The 12,371-nt window shown below is 64.5% G+C and carries 10 protein-coding genes and 1 tRNA gene; all 11 read right to left on the reverse strand.

The features are described from left to right. Positions 1-6: 6 nt before the first annotated feature. Positions 7-624: a PilX N-terminal domain-containing pilus assembly protein gene (locus MJ606_RS10125; RefSeq protein ID WP_243049398.1), complete on the reverse strand. Its 618-nt coding sequence runs from the start codon at positions 622-624 to the stop codon at positions 7-9. Positions 625-644: 20 nt separating this feature from the next. Next, a complete protein-coding gene (locus MJ606_RS10130; protein ID WP_243049399.1) occupies positions 645-1,961 on the reverse strand; it encodes a PilW family protein in 1,317 nt (438 codons plus the stop codon). Then, positions 1,958-2,485, reverse strand: a complete 528-nt coding sequence (gene pilV, locus MJ606_RS10135; protein ID WP_243049400.1) for a type IV pilus modification protein PilV — start codon at positions 2,483-2,485, stop codon at positions 1,958-1,960. The genes MJ606_RS10130 and pilV (MJ606_RS10135) overlap by 4 nt, the downstream gene beginning before the upstream one ends. A 210-nt stretch (positions 2,486-2,695) precedes the next feature. Continuing rightward, positions 2,696-3,307, reverse strand: coding sequence for a GspH/FimT family pseudopilin (locus MJ606_RS10140; protein ID WP_243049401.1), 612 nt, complete (start codon positions 3,305-3,307; stop codon positions 2,696-2,698). Next, positions 3,300-3,743: a DUF4124 domain-containing protein gene (locus MJ606_RS10145; RefSeq protein WP_243049402.1), complete on the reverse strand. Its 444-nt coding sequence runs from the start codon at positions 3,741-3,743 to the stop codon at positions 3,300-3,302. The genes MJ606_RS10140 and MJ606_RS10145 overlap by 8 nt, the downstream gene beginning before the upstream one ends. 2 nt (positions 3,744-3,745) lie before the next feature. After that, a complete protein-coding gene (locus MJ606_RS10150; RefSeq protein WP_279236765.1) occupies positions 3,746-4,159 on the reverse strand; it encodes a type IV pilin protein in 414 nt (137 codons plus the stop codon). A gap of 11 nt (positions 4,160-4,170) precedes the next feature. Continuing rightward, positions 4,171-9,582 carry a PilC/PilY family type IV pilus protein gene (locus MJ606_RS10160; RefSeq protein WP_243049403.1) on the reverse strand — a complete coding sequence of 1,804 codons (5,412 nt, stop codon included), beginning with the start codon at positions 9,580-9,582 and terminating at the stop codon, positions 4,171-4,173. 13 nt (positions 9,583-9,595) lie between these two features. Then, entirely contained in the window at positions 9,596-10,300 is a 705-nt protein-coding gene (locus tag MJ606_RS10165) for a PilX N-terminal domain-containing pilus assembly protein (protein ID WP_243049404.1), read from the reverse strand. 4 nt (positions 10,301-10,304) lie between these two features. After that, entirely contained in the window at positions 10,305-11,429 is a 1,125-nt protein-coding gene (locus MJ606_RS10170; protein WP_243049405.1) for a PilW family protein, read from the reverse strand. Beyond that, positions 11,426-11,950, reverse strand: a complete 525-nt coding sequence (gene pilV / locus MJ606_RS10175) for a type IV pilus modification protein PilV (RefSeq protein ID WP_243049406.1) — start codon at positions 11,948-11,950, stop codon at positions 11,426-11,428. Before pilV (MJ606_RS10175) ends, MJ606_RS10170 begins: the two co-directional genes overlap by 4 nt. 326 nt (positions 11,951-12,276) lie before the next feature. Beyond that, positions 12,277-12,352 (reverse strand) — tRNA-Thr (locus MJ606_RS10180). Positions 12,353-12,371: the final 19 nt, after the last annotated feature.

The raw sequence follows: 12,371 nt of genomic DNA on the forward strand, positions 1-12,371 counted from the left end.
CTCCCATCAATCGCCCTTGGCCGTGAACGTGCTCTCCAGCACACGAAGCGTGTTCTCGTTGCCACCCACGGAGCGCGAAGTAATCCGATAGATGTGTCTTCCCGTTGACGCCGATCCGCTGAAACCCGATTCATGCTGCACACCCACGCCGGGCGGCAGCTCGGGCCCCAGATCTTCGATGAGGTAGCGAGGGTTGTGCGCCAGCGCGGCGCTCTCCTGGCCGGCGTGCGGTCGAGTGAAGTCGATGCCGCCGTTGGCGGCGTTGTATTCCGTGCCCAGGCTGGGCAGCCAGCCCGCGCTGGTGCGGAACGTCTTTACCGTGGCCAGCGTGGGCGCGGCGGGGTCGTAGACGTAGCAATCGGTAAGCAGCGTGGCGCCACATTTCATGCCCGCCCCCGTTTGGGCACTGGCTTTCCACAGCCGCCACTCGGCGCCCCGAAGCGCTGCCTCCGCCCCCATGTCCGCCAGCTGCGCGTTGCGAAGCCCGCCAGCCAAGTGCTCCTGCAACAGCGAACGCCCGATGGCGCCGATGCCGAGGATGCTCAACAGCAGCAGGAAGATCAGCGCGACCACGAGCACGACACCTCGTTCGCCGCAAGCGGAACCGATACATGGATGGGGCATGGTGCCTCCACGGAAAAGGATCAGGGGTTGTAATTGCGCACCGAGACGAGCGCGGTGAATTCGCGGCGGATCTTGGCGTTGCCGAAGCCCTGGGCCACCGGCGTAACCTTGCGCCCCGCCGCGTTCGGCGCGGCCGGCATGGCAAAGCCGTCGAGGGCATACGCGTACATCTGCTCGTCCGGGGTCAGCGTATAGATTGCCCGCTCACCCGCCATCAGCAGCCGCACCTCGATGCTCTTCACCGCGCGCCACAGGCAACCCGGATCGCCGCCCAGCGGCGAAGGCACGGAAGGCGGGCAACCGATACTGCCGCCCGCCCCGCTGTCGACGTCGTCCGCCGTGAGATAGCGGGTGTTGCCGTCGGCGTCCTCGACGCCATAGAGGAAGTCCAGCCGTTCGACGCCGCGCACCAGTTCTTCGGCGCCATTGCCGGCCTTGCGCGCGAGTGCGCCGGTGGTGGTGCCGTCATCGTTCGCGACCACCTTTACGTAGTACGTCACGCTGAGGTAGTCGGTATTGAAGTCGAACAGCTTCGGTGCTGCTTGCATGCCCTGGAGCGCGGGCGCGGAAAAATTGCGCGTCGGGTCGGGAACGAAATCAGGATTGCCCGTCACCGCGAAGATCTGCGCGCCCGAGCAATCGGCAAGCATCGCCAGGTCGCCTGATGCAAACTCCTTCAGTGCCGGCTCGCCCGCGGCGGAAGCTATGTGGATGGCGGCGATCGAACCGTCGGCCGCGTTGGTCACCACCCGGCTGTTGCCGCCAAGCACCCAGCCGCGCGATGAGTCCATGAAGCGCAGCGTGACCAGGCTGGTGCCCAAGGCACGGGCGCCAACACCCTTCCCCATCGCCGGTGCAACCGAGGTTGGCGGATTGACCGGCTTGCAGGCCGTCGTGTCGCAATCGTAGCCACGCATCGACAGGAAGGGCGGCAACGCATAGGGCGACGATGGTGCCGCGGGATACGTATTGCCGCCCGAGCGCTGCCCCCAGGCGGTGGTGAGATCCTTCGACGCCAGCGACGTCATGATGTCCCGGGCATATACCGTCGGCGCACGCAGGCCATCAAGCCACAACCCGCTGGCGGCATGGGCGGCGATGCCGCCGGTACTGGCGCAGTACAGGCCATTGGCCATACGCAAGTCGTCAGTGATGCGCTCCAGCGCATAGCGCCCTCCCTCCAGTACCTGGCTCAACTGGTTCTGAGCGTGGTTGCTGGCGGATGTCGAGGTGACTACGGTGACGATGCCACCGGCGACCAGCAAACCCAGCACGAGCGCGACCAGAAGCTCGATCAGGGTGACACCGGATGAGCGGCGAGAGACGGCCACGCTCATGGCTGAAAATGCCAGGCAAACACCTGGGTCGCGGCATCGCGATGGCTCGCATCACCCAGCTCTCGTTCGGCCCAGGTGACCGTCATGGCGCAGTTGCCACCATACGGAGGTCGCAACCCCAGCTCGGCCGATGGGTCATAGCCAGCGCGGTCGACACCGGTACATTGCAGCGTGGCGCTGGCATCAGGCAGCTGCGATGTGAGCAGGCGGCTCCATAGCACCTGGTCGCGCCTGGCGACGGCCAGAGGATCGCATGCCGAGCCCTTGTCGCAATTCGGTGCGCCGGATGTGACCGGATACGCGCCGTTATAGCTGCCCTTCCAGACGCCCACCGGGTTGGCCCGCATGCGATCGGCCAGGTTGTTGGCGAGAAACGTCACCTGCGTGCGCAGGTACGCCGCATGATTGGAGCGCGTCGCCATCACCAGCAGGCCGGCCACCCCGATCAGGCCGATGCTGAAGATAAGCACGGCCACCAGCACTTCGATCAGCGATACGCCACGCTGGTGCATTTCCGTATGCATGGATAGCTCCCGTGCGAACTCACAGGAGCATTCATGCTAGTTGGCATGGATGGGAATACGCGGGCCGACGAGCGGGTATAAGCGGCCGACGAGTCACGCTTCCCGACAACAAAACCATAGGGCCGCCTACAAGCAGCCTGGCAATTCCCGTCGATGGTGCGGTAAACCGGATGCCCGGCCCGCGCCCCACCTAACCCGCGCGATGGAAGCTCAACCGCAGGTCGCGCCGGCCGGCAGAGTGCTGACGGAAGCCCGCCCACTCGATGCAATGCGCACCTGCTTTCCGGGAACCGCCGGCGTGTTGCTGCCCGCTTCGCCTTGCTCCGACTCCGGCTTGAAGCACACGGCGATCACCGTCTCGCCCTGGTTGCCCACCAGCTCACCACGCGCGTTGAACGTGAGTATGCCTGCGGCGTCCCTACGCAGGGACACCTTGCCGGGACTCGCCGTCAACCGCAGCACGGGATGTGCCTCATCGGAATCGTTGTACGCGGTATGCGCGGCGGCCGCCCCGTAGATCAGCCAGCCGCCATCGAAATTGGCGCTGGCGTCTTCGGCGCACGCTTGGTCGGCAGCACCGGCGTTGGCGGCGCGGGGACAGAGCGAGACGAAGCCGCGTTGCGCCAACGCTTCGCTGCGCGCGTACTGGATGTCCGCCAGCAGGCTGTTGGCGTGCGATGTCACCTGGTTGCGGCGAATGAGGCTGGTGAAATTGGGCATGGCGATGGTCGCGAGTATGGCCAATACCGCCGTGACCACTACCAGCTCGACCAGCGTGAAGCCCCGGCTACCCGGACGGTGCGACGACTGATGCTCACTCATCGCAGTATTGCCCGACCTGCTGCCTTGCCTCGTTGCGCGCGGCATGACGTTGTTCGTCACTGAGACGGGTGGCGGTTTTTATGTCGCCGCTGCCCAGCACGATGGCGTTGCTGTCGAGTAATTGGAGATTGTTGCGCGCCTTGGCGCACATCCGCTGGCGCTGCTGTTGATCGACTCGCTCAAGTTCTGCTTGCCTGTCGGCCAACGCCCTGGCGGCCGCCTCGACCGCCTGTTCGGGGGTAACCCGGGGTTCGTCACGGGTCAATCGCATGACCTTGGCGTCACCGACCGGGCGAAGCTCGCTGTAATGCACGGTGCCGGCGGCATCCGTCCATTGATAGATCTGTTGCGCGGTGGCCACGGCAGGCGCCATCAGCAACACCCATCCGATCCCATGATGCCTTGGGCGCCCGGTATGACGAAGGCTGCGCGCCATGGTCAGCCTCCCCAGCACTGCGGATCGTTGTCGGTGGTGCCCGTCGACAGCCGGGCGCCGGCCTTGGTAAGCACCAGGGTCTGGCAAGCCGCATCGTCCCGTTGCTGCGCGCCGGTCGCCGTCGCGGTCAAGGTGAAGTCCGATGCCGAGGCGTCGGTGATTTCCACCGTGTACGGCATGTCGGCATAGGTGCTGGCGGTTACCGACAACTTGTCCACGCTGTCGGCATAGGCATTCCTCGCATAGAAGTAGCGCTCCTGCCTGCCTGCCAGTTCCAGCAACGCTCTCTGCGCGTCCGTGCGGTGCGCCCTCACCACATAGCGGCGATAAGACGGCAAGGCGATGGCGGCAAGGATGGCGATGATCGCCACCACGATCAATAGCTCGATAAGGCTGAAACCTCGCTGGCGTCCCATGCTTTGCTCCGTCACTTGTCCAAAGGTTCGCGCCAGGAAATCTCGCCGCTGTTGATGCCGTTCATGGTGGGCACGTCGTAGCAGATGATGGCGCCGGTGGAGGTCTGCACGCAGACCCGCAATTGCTGCTTGCCGTTCTTGACCCCGCGCTTGAGGCTGGGCTGCGATGGCAGACCCGCGCCCAGCGAAACGGACCGATTGATCAGCGTGCCCTTCGATGTAGTGCGGGAACCAAGGAAGCCCGCAAGGCCCGGGCTGGGCGTGCCCGACTTGTAGTCCATGCCGTAGAGAAAGCCCTCGCCCTGGTCCGTGCAGGTATCGGTGCCCGGCAGGTAGGTGCTGGTCAGCAGGGTGCGATCCGACAGCACCTGCGTGCTGACCACGCGCTCGGAGGGTATGGCCTTGTTGTTGGCATCGGCCGTGCTCAGGTTGTAGTACCAGCCACCGCTGCCATCCACCAGCGCCTGCAGCGCGCCGGTGTCCGTGACATCGGCACCCGCGCCCACCACCTTGCCATCCACGGTGATGTCGATGCCGGTGACGTTCTGCAGGCTGGAGAAGGCGACGGTACCGCCCGTATCCACCAGGCCGGCGATGACCTGCTGTTGCTGGTCGCTCATGTCCGCCTTGGTGTAGGCGCGGCCCGTACCGAAGAACACCGCGCGCTGGCGCTTGTCGTTGACGCTGAGCGTCGGGCGTATCGTCACCGGCTTGCCCAGCCCGGAAAGCAGCTGGCGCGGAAGCCACTTGGTGGGATCGGTTTCGCCATTGAAATCGATCGCCCACAGGCCGCCGCTGAACGTCGTCGACGAACCCTTGACGCTGCCGAAATAAAGCGTTTCGGCGATGCCATCCAGATTGAAATCCGAGGCAATCAGATCGCCGGCGAAACTCTGGGCGCCAGCGCCCGCGCCGCCGACATCGGCAAGGCTCTCCACCATCGTGCCATTGCCCCAGGTCACGGGTGTGGGGTCCCTGGACGCCAGGTTGGACAGATCGAAAGCACGAATGGCCAGGCCCGCCGACGAGCCGGCATTGCCACCTTCCATCGTGCCCACGCCGCCGTTGTCGGTGGTGCCCGATCCAGTGAACAGGAAGAACTTGCTCGGATCGGGATTGGCCGAGGCGCGCGGACGAAACATCGCCACCGCAGGCAACGACGATGTATAGGTGCTCACGACGCGCGTCAGGTCGCTGCATGACACCAGCTTGCCGGCGCAGGTGGTGCCCACGCCGCTGGTGTTGGTCAACTCCGCCAGCACCACCGGGGGCGCTTCCGGATTGGTCACGTCCAGCACCACGTAGGCCGGAAACGAGTTCTGGATGGATGCGCCGCCCGATGCGAGCCTGGTATCCACGCTGATGGGGCCGCCGCCGAAGCGGAATGGCACGATCAACAGCGTGCCCCAGCCATCGGGGTGGCATTGGCTGGTGGCGTTGGCGCTGCAACTCTTGTCGGCCTTGAAGATGCGCGCATCCTGTGACACCGGCGAACCGTCCACATAGAACATGTGGGCATAGGCCGGATCGGCCAGCCAGCGCAAATGCGGCAACAGGTTGCCCGGCACATAGGCCCATACTTCGGCCCCCAGCGGATGGGCGGTGAACCCCGCATCCAGCTTGCATCCGTCCTTGTCGCAAGCCATGGGCTGCGTATTCAACTGGCGCTTGGAGGCGTCATAGAAGCCGCCATTGAAGGCATGCAGCATGCCGTCGTTGGCGCCCACGTAGATCATCTGGCGCCGACTCTGGTAGATGCGACGGAAGCCGCCGTAGCTGCTGTCCGCGTAGAGCAGGTCGAACGCTTCGGCCGGCGTCCCCACCGCCAGCGGCGTGGAGTTGATGATGTCGCCCAGCCGATAGACGCTGCCATCCAGGGTGCGCGAACGCCAGTTCACATCCGGCTTGCCGCTGCTGTCGTTGAGTTCGCTGCCGCGCACCCAGCTGATCAGGCTGCTTGCGCCGTCCGCACTGCAGGTATTGAGGAAACGGAAATTGCCGGTGACGCTGGAGCCCGCCGCGCAGGTGCCGCTGCCGTAGAACGCTGAACTGTCCCAGGCGAAGTCCATCTGCTCGCCGTCATCGACTTTGCCGTCATGGTTGGCGTCGACCCAGGTGAAGATGTAGCGCCCGTTCGACGGCGTCGCCGCGGCGCCATAGCTGCGCTGCTTCTCGGTCTGGTAATTGCCCGCCATCAGCGCGGACTGCGCGGACCAGACCGGCTGCAACGCGTCCAGGGTGTTGCCGGTGCATTCGGCCGGCGAGATCGTCGCGGGTACGTCCGCGGCGGCGGTGTAGGTCTTGAAGCGCGATTCGCCCTGCACGGTGGTGCAGAACATCACGATGGGGTTCTGCTGTTCGTCGCCCAGCGTGGGCACGCCACCCACGCTGTAGCCGCCCAGCCGCATATGGCCGCTGGGGTCCGTCCACATGGCGTTGAGCGAACCGGTCCAGCTCACTTTCTGGCTGCCGCTCTTGTTCTGCTGCTGCGCCTGATACAGCGCCTGGTAAGTCAGGCCATCGCCACCGGCGCTGGCGGATACCACCGCTGCCGAGGTGCCCGACCCCGAGCGCGCCAGGATCTTGTTGAACACATCGGCCAAACGTTCGCCCAGCAGCGCGGGATTGCGCACCGGGAAGAAATTATCGGGCAGGCCATCGCCACCGCCATTGGCGCGCGGCTGCCCGGTGTTGTTGTCCACCCGGTCCCAGTTGGAGACGGTGCAGGCCGGCGGGTCGCAGGGCTTGTCGGCGATGCCGCCGTCGCTCCTGGCGACGTCGGCAAAACCGCCGTACTTGGCGGCGTAGAACAGCGGGTTCTCCAATTGCCTGGCGCCGCCCGAGCCCAGGCTGTACTTGGCCACCTTGGGCAGGTTCCAGCTGCTGTCCGGATCGGCGGTCTTGGTCAGCACGCTGCCGTTCTTGTTGCCCGGACGCAGCACGACGCGCTTGACGCCATCGTCATTGGAGCCGGTCACCGAATAGCCGCTCAGCATCGCATTGCCCGCATAGGCCGAAAGCGTCTCGATGCGCACCAGCACCTCGTTCGATAACACCGACGGTTTGCCGTCGCTGCCGCACACAGTGGAATCGGAACGCCAGCAAATGTCGTAGCCGGCATAGGCACTGCCATTGGGCTTCTTGCGGCCGGACTGCTGGTTGACGCTGCACTTGGCGCCGGCACAGTAGGACAGCATGGCCACGACGTCGTTGTCGTGATCGTTGCCCCACAGCGAATCTTCCCAGACCAGGGAGAAACTGCCCGCGCTGCCGTCGCTCTCCATCGAACGGCCATAGATGTAATTGGGCGACACCGCCGAACTCTTCTGCCCGATGCCCACGGCGCCCAGGTAGCAACTGCGCCAGCCGGTATCGCCGATGGCCGCCGAGCCAGTGTTGTTGGCCTGGCACAGCGGCGCCAGCGTGATCGAACCGCTGCCCACCGGAATCTGGAACTTGGGCAGGTTCTCGGCCAGGGCCACCGTATAGGTCTGCACCTTGTTCTTGTAGCCGACGCAATGGTCGCCGCTGGCGTCGCATACCTTGGGCCGGTCCAGGCCGTTGGGCGTCTTCAGGTCGGGGCGAAGATCCGTGGTCCATGCCTTGTAGGCCAGCCCGGCGATCAGGTAGCTGCCTTCCATCGAGGGAATATCCGGGCAGATGCCGCGCACCAGGCTCAGATCGCTGACACTCTTGGCCGTGCACAGGTCCTCATAGGTATTGAGGGATGTGTTGTTCGGCGTCAGCCCGACGCGCCCCACCAGATAGTTGCCGCCGATGCCCTCGGCCACGCCGACGTCCTTGGTCGCCTTCGAGGCCGCGCCGGCGCCGAGCGCGGCGATATCGGGAACCTCATCGCTATCGAACGAGTTGAGGCCGGTGGACAGCACGATGATGCTGCAGCCGGCGCAATAGGGATTGCGCACATTGCCGGTGTCGCTCGCCACCCCATAGGGATCTTTCCAGTCGACGCTGGGCAAGCCATCCAGATCGCCGCTGGCATTGAAGCGGCTGGTCTTGGCGCCGTCGTTGGCGATATAGCGCAGCGCTTCGGCATACATCTCCGAAAGCGGGTTGCCCCAGGCGCTGCAGTTTTGCGCGCCGCTGCCGGACGACCCGGGATTGTTCAGGCGCTTCTGCGAGCCGCCCGCGCTGGTTTCGCGGTTGAGGATGCCGTAGTCGTTGCAGTCGCTCCAGTTGTTGGAGTAATTCCACTGGGTGAGCTTGAAGCGGTTGAGCGTATTGATGATGCCTTCGGCGCTGGCTGTCTGCGCGCAGAACACGCCGCTGCCAAGGTCGACCTCGTCGCCGCTGGCGCAACCGGCGAAATTGCCGTTGGCATCGGCCACGCCATTGCCCGCGAGCTTGCCGATATTGCGGCGCAGGACGCCGCCGCTGCGCGGCGCCGAGAAACTGCCGGTAAGCAGGCCAAAGCGCATCTGGCCGTTTTCGCCATAGCGCTGCAGCAGGCCGACCGGTTTGTAGCTGGTGCCATAGCGCTGGCAGAACGCCTCGCGGGTATCACTGGAAGGGTCACATACCTGCACCCGCACGGTGTATTCCTTTTCACCCAAGCCGTCGTTGGACTTGGAGGCATCGTCCCGGTAGCTGTTGTCGTCGTTCGCCGAGCCAATGGTTTCCTTCCAGTCGCACTGACGCGCCGCCGTGGCCGCCCATTCGCTCCAGTTGCCGCGCGCCACGCGCATCTGCGGCACGCCACCGGACGTCACCGTGGCGTTGCAGAACGAAATGCCGTTGCTGCTGCCCTGGGAAAATGGCGTGTAGAGGTTGACGTCGCTGCCGGTGTAGACCTTGGCCCAGGCATGCAGGTCATTGGGAATCGGCGCCCGCTCAAGCACCGTGCTGGTAGCGGTATCCGTGCTTCGATAACCGCCGTAGAGCACGTAACGCACCACGTCCAGGCGACTCATCGCTACCCAGTTGAGGAAGTTGCCGCTCCATTTGCCGGCAACGCCGCCCTGGCACTTGTGCGTCGTGGCCGCGCCGACCGCCTTGAAGCTGCTGCTGCCGTAGTCGTAGCAAAGGTCCGGGTCGAAGTAACCCGAATAGCTGAAGTTGTTGTTGTAGGTACTGTCGATCAGGCCGTCGCCGTCGAGATCGGTGTAATCGGTGTACGCCTTGATGAACAACTGCTCGTCACGCGACATCACCAGCATCACCAACGGCGCCACCGCGCTGGCGTTGAGCGTCGGATAGGCCGTGTAGTTGCCGGCCGATGCCGCCAGGTTGTTCCGATTGGTGGCGATGGCAGCCCCCGGCGGCGATGCCGTTACCGCGGCCTGCGCGCTGACCATCGGCATCGCCGCCAGCGATGCCAGCAGACCGGCACCCAACGACACCATGGCGGAACGCCACCTGGCGACGCCCTGCTTCCGATTCATCGGCATGTGATGCTTGTCCATGCAGGTCGCGGCCCTAGTTGCTGATGCGTTGGCGATACTGGGAAAGCGTGACGGCACGGGCGGAATCCGCGCTGCCCTCGCTGAGAATCTGGAAGTACATGGCGCCGCCGCCGCTCGCGGCCGAATTGCCCTCGCCGCGATAGCCCGCTGCCTGGGCGGCGCCGCTGCCTTCGCTCAGGGCCGTGCCATCCGGGCGAATCCAGATCCGCGCCTGGCCGCCGCTGGTGCAGTTGCCGCTGCTGCAGACGTCGATACTGACGTCCTCCGTGGTGACCATCCAGGTGGATGGGTCATAAGGCTTCTCGCCATCCTTGAAAGCGATGTCATAGAAGTTCACCAGGCCGGTCACGGCGTCCGGCCTGATCCTGGTGGCCTTCAGTACATCGCAGCTCACGCCATTGCTGCCTACCGGACGGGTGCCGCACTGGGGAAAGCCGCCATAGCTGGCATCGGCCACCGTTCCGCCCATGGCGGCCATCGGCCAACCGCGATTGAAGGTGTGTTCGTCGAACAGCGCCACTGGTATGCCGCGCATCGATTCGGATACTTCAAACGCGCGCTCGTGGGCGGCCACGCTGTTGACCATGTGCATTTCCATCAAGGTGCCACGCATGGCGATCATCGCCACCAGCGAAAGCACCACCAGGAAAACCAGGCCGACAAACAACGCAATGCCGCGCTGCATCCGTTGCCCGACCACATCGATAGAGCGACGCATAGAGTTATCCACCACGGATACGGTTGCGTACCTGCACCACTTGCTGCTGCAGGCTACGGATGTATTGGTCGGGCCGGTTTACGCCCGAGAGGGCGAATCCGTCACAGTCATGGCCGGTGCTGGTCAGCGTGAATTGGCCGTCGTCGCCAAGCTGATACGAGCAACTGCCGGTCAGCGCGAATGTATCGGCGTGGGACAGCGCGACATCGCGCTCCCGGCTACGCGCGATCATGCTGATGCGCACGGCGAGCACCTGCTGCCAATCGGTGGCGCTCATGGCGGCGGCGCTTTTGTACTGGGCGACCTGTTTCGCGGAAGCCGAATCGCCCGGGTTCACGTTGGGCACGCCGTACTCGAACTGCAGCTGCTCGATGCCATCGACCAGCGGCTCGCGCACCATCGTGCCGTCTTCCGACAGCCGCATGCGCATCAGCGTGGGTTGTGGATTGCCGTCATCGCTGCCTGCCGTGCAACCGGCGCCACGGTTCGAGCAAGGCTGCAGGTAATACATCTCCACCCGATAGGGATAAACGTAGCGCCGCGTGCTGCCCGTCAGTGCGGGAATGCTCGACGACGCGGCGAACAACGCGGCCTGCTGGCCGACGTTGGTGACCAGGTAATGGCTGGACGGTTGGCAGGTATTCGTCGAGACGGCCGTTGCGCCATCGGCCACGTCACACGCATCCGTGTCGGCGTAACGCAGCACCAGCACGTCGCTGCCGGCCACATAGTCGGTATCCGTGATGCAGCCTGACAGCGGGAACGTGGCCTTGCCGTCGTAGCCAAACAGGCCACCGCCCGCGGCGCCGGGTTTTCCGGCAAGCACCCACGCCGCGTCGCAGCCTGACGCGCCACCGCCACTGCCAAGCACGCCTTGGACATCCTGGGCTCTCGCGCCACCCCAGAAATCCGCCATGCGGATCGACCAGCCCAGCCGGTCGCTGGCAAAGCGCAGGTTCTGCTGCAGGAAATTGTTGCCCTGCTGAATCTGGTAGGCGTTGCGATGGGAGATCAGCACCTGGATCAGGCCCGCCACCACCATCAGGCCGAGCAACACCGACACCATCAGTTCGATCAGCGACACACCCGCCTGATGGCAACGGCGCGAACGGCATCTGCGCTGCTTCATGGCAGGTAATTCAGCGTGTAGGAAAGATCGTCGTCCGCACCGGGGGCGCCCTCACCCATGGCACCGCCGGACCAACGCGACGTCACCCGGTACATGCCCAGGGCGCCATCCCACGTCACCGACGCCAGCACGCCGGATGCTGGCCCGGGCGCGGACGCCTCGAGCCGCGCATACCAACGCGCGAGATCGTTCTGGGCCATCTGCCGGGGCGTGCAACTGGTGCCGCAACTCACCGGCTTGGGCTCGGTGGCGCCAGTGATGCAGTAAGGACACTCAGCCGCCGAGGGAGCAGCGGGATCGGCGGCGTTGCGTGGGCTTGCCGCTGCCGCAGGATTCGCGCGCATCGCATCCACCAGGCTGCGCGTCTCCACGATCACCTGACTGCGCGAACCCGCCTGCTTGGTGAATTGCGCGCCCTTGATCTGCAGCAACGCCAGGCCAAGTACGCCGACGCTGAAGACCACAATGGCAACAAGCACTTCGATCAGCGAGACCCCTCGCTGACGCGATCGCATAGGCATGGATACCCCCTCCTGCTTTGGAGGAGCATCCCCTCAATCATCGCCAAACGTAAATATTTGCGCCGACAAGCGGTAGGTTTTGCCTGACAAACGGCAAGTTCTTGCTGGCAAAGTGCCAACACGCTCACATGCCGAAAAATTCAATAGCATCAATGGATTTTATTAATGACGCAGGACTTTCCCATAGCGACAAGTCCGTCGCGGCGGCAACCAAATCGGGATGGAATCGCAAGAAATAGCAAAACCCCGATGTCGCGCCGGCAGGACCGAATCGCCTCCAACGCGCGCAAAAAAAAGCCCGCTTGCGCGGGCCTTTTTCTTCAATCTGGTGCCGGAAATAGGAATCGAACCTACGACCTACGCATTACGAATGCGCCGCTCTACCAACTGAGCTATTCCGGCGAGGAACCGCTAATTCTAC

This window comes from Dyella sp. RRB7, from assembly GCF_022761115.1.
Lineage (GTDB): Bacteria > Pseudomonadota > Gammaproteobacteria > Xanthomonadales > Rhodanobacteraceae > Dyella.

Excerpts from the sequence above, each read along its gene's own strand:
- MJ606_RS10125 (WP_243049398.1), bottom strand. The coding sequence starts at position 624 with ATGCCCCATCCATGTATCGGTTCCGCTTGCGGCGAACGAGGTGTCGTG.
- MJ606_RS10130 (WP_243049399.1), bottom strand. The coding sequence starts at position 1,961 with ATGAGCGTGGCCGTCTCTCGCCGCTCATCCGGTGTCACCCTGATCGAG.
- pilV (WP_243049400.1), bottom strand. The coding sequence starts at position 2,485 with ATGCATACGGAAATGCACCAGCGTGGCGTATCGCTGATCGAAGTGCTG.
- MJ606_RS10140 (WP_243049401.1), bottom strand. The coding sequence starts at position 3,307 with ATGAGTGAGCATCAGTCGTCGCACCGTCCGGGTAGCCGGGGCTTCACG.
- MJ606_RS10145 (WP_243049402.1), bottom strand. The coding sequence starts at position 3,743 with ATGGCGCGCAGCCTTCGTCATACCGGGCGCCCAAGGCATCATGGGATC.
- MJ606_RS10150 (WP_279236765.1), bottom strand. The coding sequence starts at position 4,159 with ATGGGACGCCAGCGAGGTTTCAGCCTTATCGAGCTATTGATCGTGGTG.
- MJ606_RS10160 (WP_243049403.1), bottom strand. The coding sequence starts at position 9,582 with ATGGACAAGCATCACATGCCGATGAATCGGAAGCAGGGCGTCGCCAGG.
- MJ606_RS10165 (WP_243049404.1), bottom strand. The coding sequence starts at position 10,300 with ATGCGTCGCTCTATCGATGTGGTCGGGCAACGGATGCAGCGCGGCATT.
- MJ606_RS10170 (WP_243049405.1), bottom strand. The coding sequence starts at position 11,429 with ATGAAGCAGCGCAGATGCCGTTCGCGCCGTTGCCATCAGGCGGGTGTG.
- pilV (WP_243049406.1), bottom strand. The coding sequence starts at position 11,950 with ATGCCTATGCGATCGCGTCAGCGAGGGGTCTCGCTGATCGAAGTGCTT.